The organism is Aeromicrobium phragmitis (assembly GCF_003674095.1).
GTDB lineage: Bacteria > Actinomycetota > Actinomycetes > Propionibacteriales > Nocardioidaceae > Aeromicrobium > Aeromicrobium phragmitis.
The window spans coordinates 187,550-205,860 of the sequence record NZ_RDBF01000003.1 but is presented as its reverse complement, the minus strand read 5'-3'; the positions used below and the strand labels follow the sequence as shown (position 1 = coordinate 205,860).

Sequence of the window (18,311 nt, the reverse complement as noted above, 5' to 3'; positions counted from 1 at the left end):
CTCACCTTCTGGACGGCCAGGACCCTCCGAACGCCCGATCGGTGTTCGCGCTGATCTGCTCGCACAAGGTGGCCAGTTCGACGTCCAGCTCGTCGGCGATGAGCCGCACCGTGTGGGGCACCAGGAACGACGCGTTGGGCCGGCCGCGATGAGGTTCGGGGGTCAGGAACGGCGCGTCCGTCTCGACCAGGATCCGGTCGAGCGGAGTGACCTGGAGGGCGTCGCGCAGATACGCGGCGTTCTTGAAGGTGACCGTGCCGGCGAAGGACAGAAAAGCGCCGCGTTCCAGGCAATCTCGGGCGAACTCCGGCCCGCCGGAGAAGCAGTGCATGACGACCCGATCGGGGACGCCTTCGTCGTCGAGGATCGCCAGGACGTCCTCGTGAGCATCGCGGTCGTGGATGACCAGCGTGCGGTCGTGACGCTTGGCGATCCGGATGTGTTCGCGAAAGGAACGATGCTGCCGCGGGCGCAGTTCGGGGCCGGTGCGGAAGTAGTCCAGACCGGTCTCTCCTACCGCCCGCACCACCGGATCACCGGCCATCTCATCGATCTGAGAGAGTGCGCCATCTAACACGGAGTCGTCGAGTCGAGCGGCGTCATTGGGGTGCATCGCGACGGCCGCCACGACCGACGCGAACTGTCGCGCGGCGTCCACCGCCCAACGGCTGCTGGGCACGTCGCACCCCACCTGCACCACCCGCGTGACGCCCACCTCGGCGGCCCGGTCGAGCGCTTCGTCGGTCGGGATGAGGAGTCCACCGCGAATCCGATGGTCGAGGTGGCAGTGGTTGTCCACCACCGGCGACGGCAGCGGCTCCGGCGCGTCCGGCCACCCTTCGGTGCGGTCCGCCATCAGCCCTCCTGCTCGGGCAGCTCGATACGCGGGAACAGCGAGGGCACCTTCGTGATGGGGGTGCCGGTCGGGAGTTGACCCCACCGAGCGACCTCGTCGAGACGCTGCTCGGCGAGGGCGCCGAGTACGGGTTCGGCGCCGAGAGACTCCCACAGCGCGGCGCATGCCTTGGGCGTGACCGGATGGAGGACGACGGCCAGCACCCGCAGCCCCTCGGCCGCGGTAGCCAGGATCGTGGCGAGCCGGCCGCTCTGGGTGTCGTCCTTCGCGAGCTTCCACGGCGCCTGCTCGGTGAGGTAGCCGTTGAGCGCGTCGACGATCCGCCACACCTCGACCATCGCCTCCTGCGGGGCGATCCGCTCGATGGCGGAGTCGGCGGCGGCGACCGAGGCGCCGATCGTGTCGATGAGCGCCTTCTCCGCCGGCCCGTGCTCGCCGGCAGCAGGCAGAGCACCATCGTGGTACTTACCGATCATCGCCGCGACGCGCGACGCGAGATTGCCGAACCCGTTGGCCAACTCCGCGTGATACCGGGCGTGGATGTCCTCCCAGGAGATCGAGCCGTCGCTGCCGAACGTGAGCGCGCGACTGAAGTAGTAGCGGTACGCGTCCGAACCGAAGGTCGAGACGATCTCGTCGGGGTGGATGCCGTTGGCCTTGCTCTTGGACATCTTCTGCCCGCCGACGAGCAGCCAGCCGTGGGCGAAGACGCGATGCGGCACCGGCTGACCGGCGGCCATCAGCATGGCCGGCCAGATCACCGCGTGGAAGCGGGCGATGTCCTTGCCGACGATGTGGACGTTCGCCGGCCACAGGTCCTCGAACCGCTCCGGATCGACGCCGTATCCCGCGGCGGTGACGTAATTGAGCAGCGCCTCGATCCACACGTACATGACGTGCTCGTCGTCCCAGGGCACGGGGATGCCCCAGTCGAAGGTCGAGCGGGAGATCGAGAGATCCTTCAGGCCGCGCTTGACGAAGGAGATGATCTCGTTGCGGCTCGACTCGGGCTGGATGAACTCCGGGTGCTCCTCGTACAACGCGAGCAACCGGTCCGTGTACTCGCTGAGCCGGAAGAAGTAGTTCTCCTCCGTCATGTACTCCACGCGGCTGCCGTCGAGTGCCGAGACCTTGAAGCCCTCGTCCTCCCCCTCGCCGTCGATGACGTCGTCGTCGCCGACGAACTCCTCGCTGCTCACGCTGTACCAGCCGGAGAAGGAGCCTTTGTAGACCGCGCCGCGGTCGTAGAGGTCCTGCCAGAACGCCTGCGCGCCCTTCTCGTGCCGTTCTTCGGTGGTGCGGATGAAGTCGTCGTTGGCCACGTCGGTCGTCTTCAACATGGGCTTCCACTCGTCCTCGACGAGCCGGTCGACCCACTCTTGCGGGGAGACGCCGTTGGCGTCCGCCTTGCGCAGCACCTTCTGGCCGTGCTCGTCGACGCCGGTGAGGTACCAGACCCGCTCGCCGCGCTGGCGGTGCCACCGCGTGAGGATGTCGCCCATGACCGTCGTGTAGCCGTGGCCGATGTGCGGCGCGTCGTTGACGTAGTAGATGGGCGTGGTGACGTAGAAGGTCCGTTCGGCCATGGGCTCCAGTCTAGTGAGACGCGCCCCTCACCCCTCCGGCCTGTCTCGTCGTCGCCGATGCATGGAGGACGATGGTGCGGTCGAACCCCATCGCCACCGCGGCGGGGGTCTGTGAAGGAGCGGACAGTATGCAACTCGAGGCCATCGCGATCTCGGTCGACGGACCGCACGCCACGGTCCTGCGCCCCACGAGCGCGCAGGCGCGCAGTGGCGACGTCTGTGTCGTCGAGGGACCACCCGGCGCGGGACACACGGCCTTGTCGCTCGTCCTCGGGGGCCGCCTGCGGCCGGACCGCGGGCACGTGCTCGTGGACGGTGAGCGAGCGGCGCAGACTCTCCGCGAGTCGGTCGCCCTCGTGGACGTCCCGGACGTCTCCGAACCCGACGAGGTGCTGAAGCTCTCGACCATCGTCGCCGAGGAGCTGGCGATGGCCGGCCGGCCTGCCGGAGCGCGCGCGGTGCGCACGTGGCTGGATCACCACGACGCGGACGCGTGGCACGGTACCCGCGTGGAGGAGGTTCCCGGCGCCGTGCGGCTGATGGTGTTGGCCGAACTCGCCGCCTTGCGGCCCGGAACGGAAGCGCTGGTCATCTGCTGCCCCGATCGGTACGGCACCAGCGCCGACGACGCCTACGCCGTCGCCGAGCGACTCGCCCAGCGGCATCTCGTCGTCGTTCTGCAGCTCATGGCCACGACGGCGCGCGTGCTCGGAACCGAGCGGTTCGCGCTCGGCAACGCGGGTGAGGACGTGGTCGCATGACGTCGCTGCGGATGGCGATCAGCGAGTTCCAGCGGCTGACCGCGGGAAGATTGCCGGCGCTCGCGGTCCTCGCCGTCGCGCTCATCCCCACGCTGTACGCCTCGCTCTACCTGTGGGCCAACCACGACCCCTACGGCAAGCTCGGTTCGGTCCAGGCAGCCCTCGTCGTGGACGACGTCCCCGCGACGTCCACCCAGGCCGGCGAGGTGCACGCCGGCCGCGACATCGCTCACGACCTCGAGGAGGACGGCTCGTTCGACTGGCAGGAGGTCAGCGACGCTGAGGCGGCTCGCGGCGTCGAGGACGGCACGTACCTGTTCGCCTTGACCATCCCCCGCGACTTCTCCAGTGCGCTGGCTGCGACGTCGGACTTCGAACCGCGGCAGGCCCAGCTCATCCTCACGACCAACGAGGCCAACAACTACCTCTCCGCGACGATCGCCGACCAGGTGCTCACCCGCGTGAGCTCCTCGATCGCGGCCAACGTCAGCGAGAAGGCGGCGAGCGCCTTCCTTCTTGGCTTCTCGACGCTCCATGAGCAGCTCAGCGAGGCCGGCGAAGGCGCGCAACGCCTTGCCGGCGGGCTCGGCGACGCGCGGAACGGCGCGAGCCAGCTGCAGTCGGGCGCCGACCAGCTGGGCACCGGGCAGCAGCAGCTCCTCGCCGGTCAGCAGGAGCTCGGCACAGGCCTCGGTGAGGCAGCCGACGGCGCGCATCAGCTCCGCCACGGCAGCGCACAACTGGCGCCGGGCGCCCGGCAGGTGGCCGACGGCAATGCCGAGATCGCGCGCGTCGCGGACGCTGCAGCGGGTGTCGCACGCACGACGAACGCGAACCTCGCACGCATCCGGGCGGACATCGAGCAGAGCTTGATCGACGCCGGTGTCCCGGCGGACGAACGTGCCGCGATCCTGCAGCGGCTCGACCACCTCGCGCAGCCGCTCGCCGACCTCGACGCTCGCGTCCAGACCACCGCTGGGGAACTCGACCGGCTCGCGGAGGGATCGCGCCAGGTCGCCGACGGCGCCGATCGTCTGGCCGCCGGCAGCGTCCAACTCGCCGGCGGGCTGGACGCCGCCACCGCGGGCAACGCCCGACTCGTCGCCGGTCAGCGGGAAGCCCTCGCCGGCTCCCAGCAGCTCGCGTCCGGCGCGGGTGAACTCGCCGCCGGACTCGAGACCGCCGACACCGGGGCGCAGCGCCTCGCGGACGGGCTCCGCGACGGCATCAACTCCATTCCCGATCTGGATGATCAGCGTCGCGAGGACACCGCGTCGACGATCGCCTCGCCGATCACGACGAAGGACGTCGCGCAGGCCTCCGCCGACACCTACGGCGCCGGCCTGGCGCCGTTCTTCCTGTCGATCGGCGCATGGGTCGGTGCGTACGTCATGTTCCTGCTGGTGCGGCCGCTGTCGAACCGGGCGATCGCGGCGCGGCAGTCGCCGCTGAGCACCGCGCTCGGCGGGTGGCTCACGCCAGCAGCCATCGCCGTGGTCCAGTCCGGCGTGATGCTCCTCGTGGTGCGATTCGCGGTCGACATCGACTGGGTGCGCGCCGGCTACGTCGCCGCGCTTCTGGCATTGGTGGGCGTCACGTTCGTGGCGATCGTCCACACACTCAACGCGTGGCTGGGGCCGGTCGGGCAACTGCTCGGACTGGTGCTCCTGGTGCTGCAGCTCGCGAGTGCCGGCGGGACGTTCCCCTGGCAGACGCTCCCGCCGGTGCTCCAAGCCGTCCACCACGTCCTGCCGATGACGTACGCCGTCGACGGGCTGCGCCATCTGATGTACGGGGCCTCGCTGGAGGGACTGCCTCGCACGGTCGCGGTGCTGGCGGCCTACCTCGTCGGCTGCCTGGCGCTCACCTGCGCCGCGGCGTACCGGCGCCGGCTCTGGCGGGTCTCGCAGATCAAGCCGGAGATCGCGCTCTAGCTCCGCTCAGTCGGGCCGATGGGCGGCGGCATAGACGATCTTCTTCCGCACCCCGGTGCGGGCGACGACCTCGGCGATCGCGTCCTTGCGGCTGAGTCCGGTCGCCTCGGCCTCGGCCACGAGCGCCGCGAGCGACTCGTCGTCGTACTCGGCGACCGGAGCGTCACCGGCGCCGCTGATCACCAGGGTCACCTCGCCGCGGACGCCGTGTTCCTGCTCCTCGGTCCAAGCGGCGAGTTCGGCGAGCGGAAGCCGCACGACTTCCTCGTACGTCTTGGTCAGCTCGCGGCACAAGGCGGCCGGCCGGTCGGCGCCGAACGCCTCGGACATCGCGCGGAGCGTGACCGCCGTCCGGTGCGGCGACTCGAAGAAGACCATCGTCCGGCGGTCCCTGGCAAGCTCAGCGAAGAAACGGGCCCGCTCCCCCTGCTTACGCGGAGGGAAGCCCTCGAAGCTGAACCGATCGACCGGCAGGCCCGACACCGCGAGCGCCGTGAGCACTGCCGAGGGGCCGGGAATGGCCGAGACCGCGATGTCCTCCTCGACGGCCGCCGCCACGAGCCGGTAGCCGGGGTCGGAGACGCTCGGCATCCCGGCGTCCGTCACCAGGACGACGGTTCGCCCGGCGCGCAGCTCTTCCATCAACTCACCCGTGCGACGTTCCTCGTTGCCCTCGAAGTACGACACGACGCGGCCGGGCACCTCCACCCCGAGATCGGCAGCGAGTCGGCGCAGGCGCCGTGTGTCTTCGGCTGCAACGATGTCGGCCGCCGAGAGCGCCGGCCCGAGGCGCCCTGACGCGTCGGCGGCCTGCCCGATGGGAGTACCGGCGAGGATCAACACGTCTTCATCCTCGCAGGCGGGCCCGACGCCGCGCACACCCTAGGCTGGGGGCCGTGCTGTCGCGAGTGTCCTGGCGTGCCTGGTCGTGGATCGTTCCCGCCACCGTGGCACTGCTCGCGTTGGCGGTGCGCGCCGTCCGGCTCTCCGCCCCCTCGCGGCTCGCCTTCGACGAGACGTACTACGCCAAGGACGCGTGGTCGCTGCTCGAGCACGGCTACGTCCTCGACTACGTCGACGGCGCCGACGATCGCATCGCCGACGGCGAACTGTCCGGCTTGTTCGCCGCCGAGCCCTCGTGGATCGTGCACCCCGACGGCGGCAAATGGCTCATCGCGATTGGTGAGAGTCTGTTCGGCCTGACCCCGTTCGGTTGGCGGATCAGCGCGGCGGTCGTCGGAGCGCTCACCGTCCTCGTGCTCGCGCGACTGCTGATCCGCCTGACCGGCGCGATCTGGGTGGGCGCGCTCGGCGGGTTGCTTCTCGCCCTCGACGGCGTCCATTTCGTGATGTCGCGCCTCGCGCTGCTGGACGTCTTCCTGGCGTTCTGGCTCGTCTGTGCGATCGCGTGCCTCGTGGCCGACCGCGACTGGCTCGAGCGACGGCTCGCCGACGACGACCGGTGGCGGGTATGGCGGCCCTGGCAGTTCGTCGCCGGACTCGCGTTCGGCATGGCGACCGCGACGAAGTGGAGCGGCCTGTACGTCCTCGCCGCGTTCGGGCTCACGATCGTCCTGTGGGAGGTGGCGGCACGCCGGCGCTGCGCTCGTACGCGAGGGAGCGCTCCGCCGTCGTGGTGGCGCGGACTGCTGCGGGTGGGTGTCCCATCCTTCGGGTGGCTCGTCCTGGTCGCGTGCGCCGTCTACCTGGCCAGCTGGACCGGCTGGTTCGTGCACCACGAGGAGTACGAGCGGCGGTTCGGCAACGGGTACGGCGACTACGCCGCATGGGGGCACCTGGCCGAGCCGACGGGCGGGCCGATCGGCGGGGCCGTCGACGCCCTGCGTTCCTGGTGGCACTTCCACGTCATGACCTGGGACTTCCACACCGGCGACTACCTCGCCGACAAGACGCACCCGTACGCGTCGCATCCGATCGGATGGTTGCTGCCGTGGCGTCCGGTAGCGGTGGATACGAGTACCGACGTCCCCGCTCAGCAGTGCGGCGCGCCTGAGGACTCCAGCTGCATCAGCGAGGTGCTGATCCTCGGCAATCCTGCCGTCTGGTGGATCGGAACCCTGGCACTCCTCGCGGTGCTCGTGATGATGTTCCGCAAGCCCAGCTGGCGTCTCAGCGTCCCGCTCGTGGGTCTGGCGGCGACGTGGCTCCCGTGGTTCGCCACCGCCGACCGCCCGATCTTCTCGTTCTACTCGGTGGCGATGGCTCCGTTCCTGGTCATCGCGATCGGGCTCGCGGCGAACGGTGTCCACCGGCGTTGCGCCCAACGTGGCCGCGGCAGGTGGTCCGCCGCCGCGCTGTGTGCGTACGCGGTGGTCGTGGCCGCGCTGTTCGTGTACTTCTACCCGATTTGGACCGACGTCCTGCTCCCCTACGACTCCTGGCGTCAGCGCATGTGGCTCGGCACCTGGATCTGAGGCTTCGCGACGCCGCGGCGAAATATGAGAGCTGTCGGTGGAGACTGTCAACCAGCGTCCGCTAATTGGAACTCGGGAACACACGTTTCACGTCGCGTTGCCATTCCTCTGATTTCGGCCAGCCCACGTACAGCGCGTCGGAGGCCCAACCTTGCACATAGTCGACGATTGAGACGATCTTCTCGAGCTGTCCCGACGCCCAGTGAAGCACGAGGTCGTGACAGATTGAACTGAGTAATCCTATGTCAACCCGTATCTGATGAAGCGCAGCGAAGTCCACAGGCGTACCCTCTGTTGATTTCTCCCGATGAAGAAGCAAGGGAATCTTCGCTGGGCCTTCGCTCCCACCGGTTCTCAGCGCTTCCAGATCTGGCCCCCAGAGAGCATGTGCCAGGGAGTTCCGGTCCCCAGTGACCCGCTTCAAAGCTCTGGTGAACCTAGCCGAATCGTGCCACCAATCTGGATAAACCGTTTCGAGCATACGAATCTTGTCGATCACGAACCGACCCCTTGCAAGCGCGAGATTCGGCTTTTCAGGATTCAGCAGCACACCGATGAGGCGAGTAAGCGCAGCATCCAACTCAGATGCTGCCAGAAGAACTTCGCCAATGTGTAGAGCCAATGCTCGCTGGGGAGGCCAATCGCTAGTGTCGAACCGTTCTGGCCGAATCAAATAGGTCCCTCCGGGCGGCAGTGAAATGCCATTGGGCAGGATGATCGGCTCATCGCTCATTGTCTCAGAATACCCGCTGTTCAACGGCCGCTGCCCGCTGCTAGCGGCTCACAAATATCAACTCTCGTGGTAGCGGACCACTAGGCGGCCACATTGCGAGAGCGTGTTTCTGAGAGGAAGTGGGTGCGAGAAGATCGCCGACATCGAAGCACGTAACCAACCGTCGTGGCGAGTCGTAGCCGCAGCCGGCGCTAACCATCGCCACTGTCCAGTTGAGAGCTGAACCCCGCCCGGCCGGCGCGAACGACGAAGGGCCCGCCGGCGGCGGGCCCTTCGGGATGTGGAGCATAGGAGATTCGAACTCCTGACCTCTTCGATGCGAACGAAGCGCGCTACCAACTGCGCCAATGCCCCATCGCCGATGAGTTTACCACTGGGTCAGTGGCCGACTGCACGGCGGTTGGTGTCGGGGTTCTCGTCGACGTTCGGCGCCGGGAAGTCGACGTCCTCGCCCTCGACGTGCCCCGACGTCCAGGCCCCGGCCTGGGTGAAATCGATCGTGCGGACGGTGCGTCCGGCGCGGGGCTTGGTGACGTAGGTGGGCAGCGTGACCGGGAGCGGATCCCACAGCATCTCGCCGTTCGTGCCGACGCTCGGCACCGCGATCTCCAGCTGCTCGTCGAGTGCGTCGGACGTCAGCGGGACGTCTTCCATCACGTGCTTGCGGTCCGGATCGATGTCGTCGACCTGGACGATGATGGTCTCCTCGTCCTCCGTCCGGCGCTGCTCGGTCGAGGAGGAGCTCAGTGAGCCGGCGGCCTTCTTCACCTTCGCCCAACGCCCGCCACCGCGCTCGCCGGATGTCGCGTTCGAGCGGTCCTTGACTGCGCGCGGCGCCTTGGGCGCGCGTTCGCGAGGAGCCGCGAGACCGAGCTCCTGGCGCACCATGAGCCGGCAGGCGACGAGCCAGGCGACGATCAGTCCGGCCGGGACGGCGATCGACCACAGCGGGAGGTACCCGAATCCGGCCACTCCACTGACGATGGCGAGCACGGCGATGAGCGTCAACAGGGTGCGACGGCGGCGGCGTGCGGCGATCCGGGCGGTCTCGCGCGTCACGGTGGGCTGCGGCTTCGGCCGCGGCGCACGCTCGGCACGCGGCGGTGCGGGCTCGGCTTGGTCGGGACGAGGGGGTGTCACCACGCGTCGCATCGGGCCCTCCGTGTCGAGTGCGGAGTTCTTGTTGGCTTCGTCGTACCGCCGCAGGACGAGCGGCACGAAGTACGCCGCCCACAAGGCGACGACGAACGCGACGATCAATCCGCTGGAGGCCACGTCAAAACCGTAGGCCGTCGACGCGAGTTTCTGTGGGAGCAGCGGGCGTGTGTCGCTGGCGAGTTCACATGCGTCACATCCGCCTCAGCCGTGACGCGTCGTCCAGCGGTTCACCAGACCGTCCGGTACGTCCTCGGCCGTGACCTGGAAGAGGCGGTGGTCGCGCCAGTCGCCGGCGATGTGCAGATACCGCGGAGCGAGCCCGATCTCGAAGAAGCCGAGCTTCTCGACCACGCGCAAGCTCGCGGTGTTCTCCGGCCGGATCGCGATCTCCACTCGATGCAGCCCGACGGTCGTCAGCAGATGATCGGTCACGAGTGCGACGGCCGTCGGCACGATGTCACGGCCAGCGTGCGAGCGCGACACCCAATAGCCGATGCTCGCCGTCTGCGCCGATCCGCCCGTGATGCCGTTGACCGAGAGCTGACCGACCATCGCGCCCTGCCAGGTGATCGCGAACGGCATCGCCGTACCCTCCCGGGCCCGCCGGCGCAGCGCCCCGATCATCGACACGTACGACTGCGGCGGACGTCCGGCGCCCGGCGGCAACGTGGCCTCCCACGGCGTCAGCCATTCCAGGTTCTCCGCCCGGAGCCGTGACCAGGTGGCCGCGTCGCGGCGACTCAACGGCCGCACCCCCACCTCGCCGTGACGCAGCGTGACCGGCCAGCCGAGCGCCATCAGAACGAGCGGTCGAGAACGATCGTGCGCACGGTGTCACCGAGGTTGAGCGCGGTCTCGTCCTCTCCGACCACGATAAGCGCATTGGCCTGGGCGAGCCGCCCGACCAGGTGGGCACCGCGGCCCTCCACCGGAGAGACCTTGGCACCGCGATGCGTGACCTCGAACACCGCGCGCACGTACTCGCGGTGACCGGGCTGGGAGACGATGTCCTGGGCGAGCACGGCGTGGACCTGTGGCCGCCGATAGGGGACGCGCCCCATGAGCCGACGCAGCGCCGGGAGCACGAACACCTCGAACGACACGAAGGCGGCGACCGGGTCGCCGGGCAGCGTGATGATCGGCGTCTGCTCGTCGTACACCCGTCCGAATCCCTGGTCGGAGCCGGGCTCGAGGGCGACGTCGTGGAACTGCACCGTTCCGAGGCCGCCGAGAACCTGCCGCACGACGTCGCGGCGCGAGTGCCCCAAGCCGCCCGTGGTGATGACGAGGTCGGCGCGCACCAGCTGGTCGGACAGCACGCGCTGGAACTGGCGGGGATCGTCGCCGACGGCGCCGACCCGGAACGCGATGGCACCGGCGGATCGCACGGCGGCGGCGATCATCGAGGAGTTGCCGTCGTACACCGAATCGTGGCCGAGGTGCTCGCCGGGCTCGCGCAGCTCGCGGCCCGTCGACAAGATCACCACCCGGGGACGCGGACGGGCCTTGACCCGCGAACGGCCGACCGCGGCGAGCAGGCCGATCTCCCGCGGCCCGAGCACCGCGCCCTCGGGCAGCACGACGGACCCGGCCGTCACATCCTCACCCTGGCGCCGCACGCGCTGCCCGGGCGAGACGGGGCGTCGGAAATGGATGCGGGCGTGGTCGCCCTCGACCTCGCCCATCGGGACCACGGCGTCGGCACCGTGCGGCAGCGGCGCGCCGGTCATGATCGAGACGCACGTCCCGGAACTGATCGCGAACGGCTTGCCCGAACCGGCGACGATCTCGCCGACGACCGGGAGTTCGACCGGATCGCTCGTCGTGGCGCGCGCGAGGTCGGCGGAGCTGACGGCGTAGCCGTCGGTGTCGGCGCTGTCGTGACGGGGCAGGTCGATATCGCTGACGACTTCCTCGTGCAACGAGAGCCCGAGCGACTCGACGATGGGTTGATCGTAGGCACCGAGCGGGCCGATCCCCCGCAGGATCGCCTCCAGGTGATCTTCGACGGTCAGTCGTCCAGGGGCGATGCTGTGGGGGCGGGGTCGCTGAGGCAATCCGGAGGTGCCGGACTGCGTAGCGGACGTGCCGCTGGTCGAGTCTCCCGCTGACATGACAGTCAGCCTAACCCGCGCGCAGGACCGTACCCGACGCGACGGTCCGCGATTCGCCCTGGGATGCCGTCAGGGTCACCTCGCCGATGACCGCGACGCCCTCGCCGAAGGTCCAGTCCCCCTCCACCGTCAGGCGGCTGGCCCGCACGAGCGAGAGCGGCGACCGAAGGCGCTGCTCGAAGTCGCGAATCCGCTTGAAGTACGCAGGATCCAGCGAGACGAACGGCGCCTCGGCACGCGCTCGCAGCCGCCCATTGCTGCCCAGTTCGTAGACGTCGGAACGCAGAACGGTGAGGTCGTTCGTGGTCTTGACCGGCAGGAAGCGCGATCGGCCGACCTCGATGGCGGTGGCACCGTCGAACACCTCGACGGCGGCGCCCATGGCCGATTCGATCTGGATCACCGCCGGCGAGTCCGGGTCGGTCGGGTCGACCGTCTTCTCGTTGCGGATGAGCGGCAGGCCCAGCACTCCGCGGCGTTCGGTGAGGATGTCGCGCAGCGCATGGAGATCGAACCACAGGTTGTTGGTGTGGAAGTACCGGTGGACGGTCGGGTCGCTCGCGGCCTCTGCGTCCTCCGTGGCGGTCTGCGCGGTCTCCCGCAGAACGATGCGTCCGTCGGACTTGCGCACGACGAGGTGCCCGCCCTTGACGTCGGCTTCGGTCCGGCGACACACCTCGGCGGCGTACGGAGCGCCGGACTGCGCGAACCACGCCATCATCTGCGGGTCGGGCGCGGCGCCGAGGTTGTCGGAGTTGGAGACCGTGACGTACTGGTATCCCTCGTCGATGAGTCGGTCCAGGACACCCGACGTGAGCAGCGCGGTGTAGAGGTCGCCGTGGCCCGGCGGGCACCACTCCATGGACGGATCGTCCGGCCAGTCGACCGGCTCGAGCGAGTCGGCGAGCAGCTTCGGTTCCTTGTGCTGCAGGAAGTCGATCGGAAGATCGCCCACCCGCAGATCCGGGTAGCGGGCGAGCACCGCCTGCGTGTCCTCGCGGGTGCGGAAGCTGTTCATGAACAGCAAGGGCAGTTGCACGCCCAGTTGCTCGCGGACGTACCGGACCTGCCGCACGATGATGTCGAGGAACGTCAGCTCGTCGCGGACCTCGAGCAGCGACTTGGCCCGGTCCATCCCCATCGAGGTGCCCAAGCCGCCGTTGAGCTTGATGACCGCCGTGACCTTGGCAGCAGCGCGCTGCTCGTCCTCGCTGAACGCGAGGTCCGACACGGCATCGATTCCGGTCAGCGGTTCCACGTCGGCCTCGCGGATCGTTCCGCTGGCTCCGCGGACGAGCTGCTCGTAGAAGGAGGAGAAGACATCGATCGCGGCCGTGGGGATCCCGGCGGCTCTCATGCGATCCTGCGCTGCAGTCAGACCTGTCACCCGCCCTAGGCTAACGGCATGTCCGCTTCCGTTCTCGCGGAGAAGGCCGCGCTCCGACGTGATCTTCTCGACCGCCGCGCCCGGCGGACCGTCGAGGAGCGTCGCGCCGCGGGCGAGGCCCTCGCGCTTCACGCCCTGGCCATCGCGGCGCTGACTCAGGGGCCGCGCGTCGCGTGTTATCTCTCGTTCGAGAACGAGCCCGACACGGCCGCACTCATCGCCGGCCTCCGCGAACGGGGGCTCGACGTGATCGTGCCGCTGAGCCGGCCGGTCGAACGGGCCCTGGACTGGGCCCTCGTCGACGACGGCGGCACCGTCGCCGGCACCTACGGCATTCCCGAGCCCGTCGGAGAGCGGCTCGGGCCCGGCGCGCTGGGAACGTGTCAGGTGGCCTTCGTCCCGGCACTGGCGGTCGACCACCGCGGGCGGCGGCTCGGCCGGGGCGCCGGCTACTACGACCGTGCCCTCGCAAATTTCTCCGGGCTCGTCTGCGCGGTGGTCTTCGCCGACGAACTGCTCGAGACGCTTCCCGCCGAGCCCCACGACGTCCCCGTCGACCTCGCGCTCACCCCCACGGGAGTGTTCCGCCCCGAGCGCTGACGGCTAGAAGGGGCGCGCGGCGTAGGTGGGCTCGCCCATCCAGCTGACGGCGACGGTCTCCACCGGTCGCGAGGAGTTAGGGGCGTGGATCATGCGACCGCCGCCGAGGTAGATCGCCACGTGGTAGATGCCCGAACCGTTCGCGTAGAAGAGGAGATCCCCGCGTTGCCGCTGTGCGGGCGAGATCTTGCGCAGCGCGTTGTACTGCGCTCCCGCAGTCCGCGGCACCTGCTTACCGGCCGCTTCCAGCGCTCGCATCGTGAGCCCGGAGCAGTCGAACGCGTTCGGCCCCGCCGCTCCCCACTGGTACGGCTTACCGAGTTGCCTCTCAGCAAACGCGATCATCGTCTCCACCTGGCTCGGATTCGGCGCCGGGGGGTTCGGGGCGGGCGGAGATGGCTGCGAAGGCTGCGGCGCGGGGGGCTGTGGCGGCGGCGTACTCGGCCGCGGGCTCGAGGGCTGCGGGGTCGAGGGCTGTGGGGTCGAGGGCTGCGGCCGAGCCGGGGCGTGGCCCGAGGACGTGTCGCTCGGAGGCGCTACGCCGCTTGCGTCCAGGCGCTCGTCGATCCGGTCCTGGCGCTGCGTGACCTCTTCGACAGTGCTGTTCTGGAGCCGGGCCAGCTCGGCGAGGAGGTCACCACGTTCAGCGATCAGCGCTTCTTGGCGTTGCTCCGCCGTCTTGATGAGGTTCTCGATACGGGTTCGCGCCGCCACCTGCTGCTCGACAGCCTGCTCGCGACGCTCCGCAGCCGCCGCGGCCTGCGCACGCACGCTGCGGACGACGGCCTGCTTGGCTTCGAGCTGGGCGATCTGCCCGGCCATCGCATCCTGCGTGCTGGCATAGGCCGAGGACCGCTCCAGCAACTGCAGCGGATCCTCAGCAGTGAGGAGCGACTGGAACATCGCCACCGGCCGTTGGTCCGTGAGCTGGTCGATGGTGAGCTCCTCGACCACAGCCCGCTCGCCCTCCAGCTCGCGTTCGGCCTGGGCGATCCGCCCGTCGAGTTCGGCCAGCTCGCGTTCGGCGGCCTCGGCGGCCACGACGGCTCCGTTGAACTGCTCAGCAAGGGCGGCGGCCTCGGCGTACAGCGAATTCACGCTTTGCCGCGACTGCACGAGCTCGACCTGAATCGCGGCGACGCGGTCCTCGTCGGGCGCGGCGACGGACGGCGCGGCGGCCGTCCCGAGCAGGACGAGAGCAGCAACCAGGGGAAGAGCGAGCACACGGCGAGCGGCCATAGCCCCTCACGCTAGCCCTCTTCTGCCCCAGAGGAAACTCCTTTCACACAAGTTTCTCCAGTCACAGGCGTGTCGGTGCTGGACTACGGCCAGTTTCTGTTCGATAGTTCGCACCCCGTGTCCATCATGCGGACGTCAGCTGACCTCGACGATGGGCAGCCGCAGTGCCGCCGGGGCGGCCTCGGGTACCACCGGGTTCTTCGGACTGACCGGGGCGACCCGCCGGTATCGCCCGCCGAGCGGTGGTCGCGGATCGGCCTCGCCCTTATTCGGCCACAGGGCCATCGCGCGCTCGGCCTGGGCGGTGATCGTCAACGAGGGGTTGACGCCGAGATTGGCGCTGACCGCCGACCCGTCCACCACGTGCAGGCCTGGGTGCCCGAACAGCCGGTGGTACGGATCGATCACGCCGTCGGCCGCCGACTCGCCAATCGCGCACCCGCCCATGAAGTGCGCGGTCATGGGGATGCCGAACGGCTCGCCCACCGTGCCGCCGGCGATACCGCCCATGATGTCCGCCATCTCCTCGACCGCGCGGTGGCCCTCGGGGATATAGGTCGGATTGGGCAACCCGTGTCCCTGCTTGGTGGTCAGCCGCCGCTTGCCGAGAAATCCCCGCTTGGTGAAGGTCGTGATCGAGTTGTCGTGCGCTTGCATGACGAGGGCGATGACGGTGCGCTCGGACCAGTGCCGCCAGTCGTAGACCTTGAGGATCGACGGGATGAGCTTGAGCATGTTCTTCGCCCACACCCGCAGCCGGTGCTGACCGGTGCCCTCGGGAGCGAGAGCCGACTGCACGAGCATCATCGCGTTCGAGCCCTTGCCGTAGCGCACCGGTTCGATGTGGGTGTACTCGTCGGGATGGATCGAGGACGTGATGGCGACACCCTGTGAGTAGTCGATGTCGCGCTTGCTCGCGACCGCCCCCAGCAGTGCCTCCGAGTTCGTCCGCGTGAGCATGCCGAGCCGGCGAGACACCCGCGGAAGGTCCCCGGAGTCGCGCATCGCGTGCAGGAGCCGTTGTGTGCCCAGCGTGCTGGCCGCGAAGACGACCTGCTCGGCCGTCGTCGTGCGGCGGCCGCCGAATCGCTTGTTGGTGGGCTTGGTGGTGACCTCGTAACCGCCGCGTCGCAAGGGCCGCACCCGGGTGACGGTAGTGAGCGCCCGGACCTCCGCTCCGGCCTGTTCGGCCAGATACAGGTAGTTCTTCACCAGTGTGTTCTTGGCGTTGTGCCGGCACCCCGTCATGCACTCACCGCAGTGCGTGCACGCGCGACGACTCGGCCCGGCGCCTCCGAAATACGGGTCGCCCACGTCGGCGCCCGGCTGCTCGCCGAAGGTCACGCCGACGGGCGCGTAGTGGAAGGTGCCCTCCACGCCCATGCGCTCGGCGGCCTCGCGCATCACACGGTCGGCGGGAGTCTCGCGGTCGTACGTGACGGCGCCGAGCATGCGCTTGGCCTGGTCGTAGTACGGCTTGAGCTCGTCCTTCCAGTCGGTGATGTACCCCCACGCCGGATCCTTGAAGAACGGGTCGAGGGGTTCATACAGGGTGTTGGCGTAGACCAGCGAGCCTCCGCCGACACCGGCGCCGGACAAGATGAGCGAGTCCTTGAGCAGGTTGACCCGCTGGATGCCGTAGCAGCCCAGGGCCGGGGCCCACAGGTAGTCGCGCAGGTGCCAGGACGTCTTGGCGAACTCCTCGTCGCGGAAACGGCGGCCCGCTTCGAGCACCGCGACGCGATACCCCTTCTCCACCAGGCGCAGCGCCGCGACGCTGCCTCCGAAACCGGAACCTATGACGATCACGTCGTGGTCGAAGTCGCTCATGCGCGTCCCACCTTCTTCAGCAGCCGCAGGCCGAACGTCAGGAGCCGCATGAACCGCCTGGCGTCGACGAAGCCCGGACCGCCGACCGGCAGCAGGCTTTGGGCGCCGATGGACTGGCTCTCGGTGAAGCGCAACAGCCCTTCGGCGCCCTGGCGGCGGCCCATGCCCGACTCGCGCATGCCACCCATCGGAGCGTCGATGCTGCCGAACGTCGCAGCGAAGCCCTCATTGACGTTGACCGTGCCGGCCTTGAGCCGCGTGGCGACCCGACGAGCCGTACGCGACGGTCCCCAGACACTCGCGTTGAGCCCGTAGACGCCCGAGTTGGCTGCCGCGACCGCCTCGTCGACGGTGTCGTAGGGGTAGAGCGAGACGAGCGGGCCGAAAGTCTCCTCGGCGTAGCACTCGGCTTGCGGCGGCACGTTCTCCAACACGGTGGGCTCGTAGAACCACGGGCCGATGTCCGGGCGTGCCCGGCCGCCGGTGAGGACGGTCGCCCCGTGGGCGCGGGCATCCTCCACGTGCTTCTCCACGGTCGCCAGCTGAGCCGGCGACACGAGGGTGCCCATGTCGGCCTCCCAGTCCAACGCCGTACCGAAGCTCATCGCCTGAACGCGTCGCACGAGCGCGTCGCGGAAGGCTTCGAACTGGCGCCGGGGGACGTAGATGCGCTCGATCGAGACGCACAGCTGGCCCGCCGAGGAGAAGCATGCGGAGACGGCGCCCGCGGCAGCCTTCTCGACGTTGGCACCCGGGAGGACGATCATCGGGTTCTTACCGCCCAGCTCGAGCGAACAGCCGATGAGGCGCTCGGCGCACTGAGCCGCGACGCGCTTACCGGTCGTGGTCGAGCCGGTGAAGCAGATGTAGTCGGCGCGCTCGATGATCGCGTGGCCGACCACCGAGCCCTGACCGCTCACGACCTGCCACAGCTCGGGCGGGAAGCCGGCCCGCCGCAGGAGTTCGACCCCCGCCAGAGCCGTGAGCGGACTTTGACTGTCGGGCTTGTGCACCACGGCGTTGCCCGCAGCGATCGCGGCGAGGCCGTCGGAGATGGCCATGGTCAACGGGTAGTTCCATGGACTGATGACGCCGACCACGCCCTTGGGCTGCTGGACCTGCTGCACCCGTGTGAGGCCCGGATAGACGCCCGAGCGTCGATGCGGCCCGACGATCTTGGCCAACCGGCGCCCGTAGTAGCGGGCGGTCAACGCCAGATGGGCGATCTCGTCGAAGGCATGCGCGCGGGACTTGCCCGACTCGAGCTGGATGAGGTCGAGCAACTCCTCCTGGTGATCGAGCACGAGATCGTGGAGGCGCAACAGCATCTGCTGACGTGACATCAGAGACGTGCGCGCCCAGTCCTGCTGTGCGCGGCGCGCAGCGGCGAAGGCGTCGGCCACGTCGTCGACGCTCGACACGGGGATGGTGGCGACCTCACCGCCGGTCAACGGCGAGACCGTGCGACGCGTCTCCGCGATGGAGGTGCGCACGAGTCGCGTGAGCTCGGCGACCCGTCGTTCGGGCAGCACCGGAGTCATCTGGCTGGCTTCGAGCATGTCGGTCAGGATACCGCGAGTATCTGGAATATGACATAGCTGATGTCATATTCACTCGCGCCTTCTGGGCGGTGGCGCGCTGGCGGTAGCGGTGAGCCACCACGCACGAAATGCCGCAA

At 69.1% G+C, this 18,311-nt stretch carries 15 protein-coding genes and 1 tRNA gene; 4 read left to right on the top strand and 12 right to left on the bottom strand.

The window, feature by feature from the left end:
- Nucleotide 1: 1 nt before the first annotated feature.
- Together D9V41_RS05715 and metG are read right to left on the bottom strand one after the other, a co-directional pair.
- Complete coding sequence (locus D9V41_RS05715) at nt 2-856, bottom strand: TatD family hydrolase (RefSeq protein ID WP_121793575.1); 855 nt, start codon at nt 854-856, stop codon at nt 2-4.
- Entirely contained in the window at nt 856-2,442 is a 1,587-nt protein-coding gene (metG, locus tag D9V41_RS05710) for a methionine--tRNA ligase (RefSeq protein ID WP_121793574.1), read from the bottom strand. The genes D9V41_RS05715 and metG overlap by 1 nt, the downstream gene beginning before the upstream one ends.
- 128 nt (nt 2,443-2,570) lie before the next feature.
- Here metG and D9V41_RS05705 point away from each other — a divergent pair, with 128 nt between their 5' ends.
- Both D9V41_RS05705 and D9V41_RS05700 read left to right on the top strand, forming a co-directional pair.
- Nucleotides 2,571-3,203 (top strand): P-loop NTPase family protein, encoded by a 633-nt coding sequence (locus D9V41_RS05705; RefSeq protein WP_121793573.1) that lies wholly within the window; start codon nt 2,571-2,573, stop codon nt 3,201-3,203.
- Complete coding sequence (locus D9V41_RS05700) at nt 3,200-5,137, top strand: YhgE/Pip family protein (RefSeq protein WP_121793572.1); 1,938 nt, start codon at nt 3,200-3,202, stop codon at nt 5,135-5,137. The genes D9V41_RS05705 and D9V41_RS05700 overlap by 4 nt, the downstream gene beginning before the upstream one ends.
- 6 nt (nt 5,138-5,143) lie before the next feature.
- On the opposite strand, the gene rsmI is transcribed toward D9V41_RS05700, so the two are convergent.
- Nucleotides 5,144-5,980 (bottom strand): 16S rRNA (cytidine(1402)-2'-O)-methyltransferase, encoded by an 837-nt coding sequence (rsmI, locus tag D9V41_RS05695; protein WP_121793733.1) that lies wholly within the window; start codon nt 5,978-5,980, stop codon nt 5,144-5,146.
- A gap of 53 nt (nt 5,981-6,033) precedes the next feature.
- On the opposite strand from rsmI, the gene D9V41_RS05690 reads away from it, so the two are divergent.
- Nucleotides 6,034-7,572 (top strand): dolichyl-phosphate-mannose--protein mannosyltransferase, encoded by a 1,539-nt coding sequence (locus D9V41_RS05690; RefSeq protein ID WP_166375930.1) that lies wholly within the window; start codon nt 6,034-6,036, stop codon nt 7,570-7,572.
- 61 nt (nt 7,573-7,633) lie between these two features.
- Here D9V41_RS05690 and D9V41_RS17550 read toward each other — a convergent pair whose 3' ends face one another.
- The 6 genes from D9V41_RS17550 to D9V41_RS05665 all read right to left on the bottom strand — a co-directional run bounded on the left by D9V41_RS17550 (nt 7,634) and on the right by D9V41_RS05665 (nt 12,934).
- Nucleotides 7,634-8,305 carry a hypothetical protein gene (locus D9V41_RS17550; protein WP_133434120.1) on the bottom strand — a complete coding sequence of 224 codons (672 nt, stop codon included), beginning with the start codon at nt 8,303-8,305 and terminating at the stop codon, nt 7,634-7,636.
- Nucleotides 8,306-8,586: 281 nt separating this feature from the next.
- Nucleotides 8,587-8,659, bottom strand: a tRNA-Ala gene (locus tag D9V41_RS05685).
- 24 nt (nt 8,660-8,683) lie between these two features.
- Nucleotides 8,684-9,580 carry a divisome protein SepX/GlpR gene (sepX, locus tag D9V41_RS05680; RefSeq protein WP_121793570.1) on the bottom strand — a complete coding sequence of 299 codons (897 nt, stop codon included), beginning with the start codon at nt 9,578-9,580 and terminating at the stop codon, nt 8,684-8,686.
- Nucleotides 9,581-9,664: 84 nt separating this feature from the next.
- Nucleotides 9,665-10,261, bottom strand: a complete 597-nt coding sequence (locus D9V41_RS05675; RefSeq protein WP_121793569.1) for a GNAT family N-acetyltransferase — start codon at nt 10,259-10,261, stop codon at nt 9,665-9,667.
- Nucleotides 10,261-11,577 carry a molybdotransferase-like divisome protein Glp gene (glp, locus tag D9V41_RS05670; RefSeq protein ID WP_121793568.1) on the bottom strand — a complete coding sequence of 439 codons (1,317 nt, stop codon included), beginning with the start codon at nt 11,575-11,577 and terminating at the stop codon, nt 10,261-10,263. The genes D9V41_RS05675 and glp overlap by 1 nt, the downstream gene beginning before the upstream one ends.
- A 10-nt stretch (nt 11,578-11,587) precedes the next feature.
- Nucleotides 11,588-12,934, bottom strand: a complete 1,347-nt coding sequence (locus D9V41_RS05665) for a UTP--glucose-1-phosphate uridylyltransferase (RefSeq protein ID WP_121793567.1) — start codon at nt 12,932-12,934, stop codon at nt 11,588-11,590.
- A gap of 48 nt (nt 12,935-12,982) precedes the next feature.
- On the opposite strand from D9V41_RS05665, the gene D9V41_RS05660 reads away from it, so the two are divergent.
- Nucleotides 12,983-13,564 carry a 5-formyltetrahydrofolate cyclo-ligase gene (locus tag D9V41_RS05660; RefSeq protein ID WP_121793566.1) on the top strand — a complete coding sequence of 194 codons (582 nt, stop codon included), beginning with the start codon at nt 12,983-12,985 and terminating at the stop codon, nt 13,562-13,564.
- A gap of 3 nt (nt 13,565-13,567) precedes the next feature.
- Here D9V41_RS05660 and D9V41_RS05655 read toward each other — a convergent pair whose 3' ends face one another.
- The 3 genes from D9V41_RS05655 to D9V41_RS05645 all read right to left on the bottom strand — a co-directional run bounded on the left by D9V41_RS05655 (nt 13,568) and on the right by D9V41_RS05645 (nt 18,192).
- Nucleotides 13,568-14,803, bottom strand: a complete 1,236-nt coding sequence (locus tag D9V41_RS05655; protein WP_121793565.1) for a C40 family peptidase — start codon at nt 14,801-14,803, stop codon at nt 13,568-13,570.
- Nucleotides 14,804-14,938: 135 nt separating this feature from the next.
- Nucleotides 14,939-16,633 carry a GMC oxidoreductase gene (locus D9V41_RS05650; protein ID WP_121793564.1) on the bottom strand — a complete coding sequence of 565 codons (1,695 nt, stop codon included), beginning with the start codon at nt 16,631-16,633 and terminating at the stop codon, nt 14,939-14,941.
- Nucleotides 16,630-18,192, bottom strand: a complete 1,563-nt coding sequence (locus tag D9V41_RS05645) for a succinic semialdehyde dehydrogenase (RefSeq protein ID WP_121793563.1) — start codon at nt 18,190-18,192, stop codon at nt 16,630-16,632. Before D9V41_RS05645 ends, D9V41_RS05650 begins: the two co-directional genes overlap by 4 nt.
- Between the last annotated feature and the right edge of the window lie 119 nt (nt 18,193-18,311).

What these genes read in the sequence shown, in the direction of transcription:
- D9V41_RS05715 (WP_121793575.1), bottom strand. Translation starts at nt 856, where the DNA reads ATGGCGGACCGCACCGAAGGGTGGCCGGACGCGCCGGAGCCGCTGCCG.
- metG (WP_121793574.1), bottom strand. Translation starts at nt 2,442, where the DNA reads ATGGCCGAACGGACCTTCTACGTCACCACGCCCATCTACTACGTCAAC.
- D9V41_RS05705 (WP_121793573.1), top strand. Translation starts at nt 2,571, where the DNA reads ATGCAACTCGAGGCCATCGCGATCTCGGTCGACGGACCGCACGCCACG.
- D9V41_RS05700 (WP_121793572.1), top strand. Translation starts at nt 3,200, where the DNA reads ATGACGTCGCTGCGGATGGCGATCAGCGAGTTCCAGCGGCTGACCGCG.
- D9V41_RS17550 (WP_133434120.1), bottom strand. Translation starts at nt 8,305, where the DNA reads ATGAGCGATGAGCCGATCATCCTGCCCAATGGCATTTCACTGCCGCCC.
- D9V41_RS05675 (WP_121793569.1), bottom strand. Translation starts at nt 10,261, where the DNA reads ATGGCGCTCGGCTGGCCGGTCACGCTGCGTCACGGCGAGGTGGGGGTG.
- glp (WP_121793568.1), bottom strand. Translation starts at nt 11,577, where the DNA reads ATGTCAGCGGGAGACTCGACCAGCGGCACGTCCGCTACGCAGTCCGGC.
- D9V41_RS05665 (WP_121793567.1), bottom strand. Translation starts at nt 12,934, where the DNA reads ATGAGAGCCGCCGGGATCCCCACGGCCGCGATCGATGTCTTCTCCTCC.
- D9V41_RS05660 (WP_121793566.1), top strand. Translation starts at nt 12,983, where the DNA reads ATGTCCGCTTCCGTTCTCGCGGAGAAGGCCGCGCTCCGACGTGATCTT.
- D9V41_RS05655 (WP_121793565.1), bottom strand. Translation starts at nt 14,803, where the DNA reads ATGGCCGCTCGCCGTGTGCTCGCTCTTCCCCTGGTTGCTGCTCTCGTC.
- D9V41_RS05650 (WP_121793564.1), bottom strand. Translation starts at nt 16,633, where the DNA reads ATGAGCGACTTCGACCACGACGTGATCGTCATAGGTTCCGGTTTCGGA.
- D9V41_RS05645 (WP_121793563.1), bottom strand. Translation starts at nt 18,192, where the DNA reads ATGCTCGAAGCCAGCCAGATGACTCCGGTGCTGCCCGAACGACGGGTC.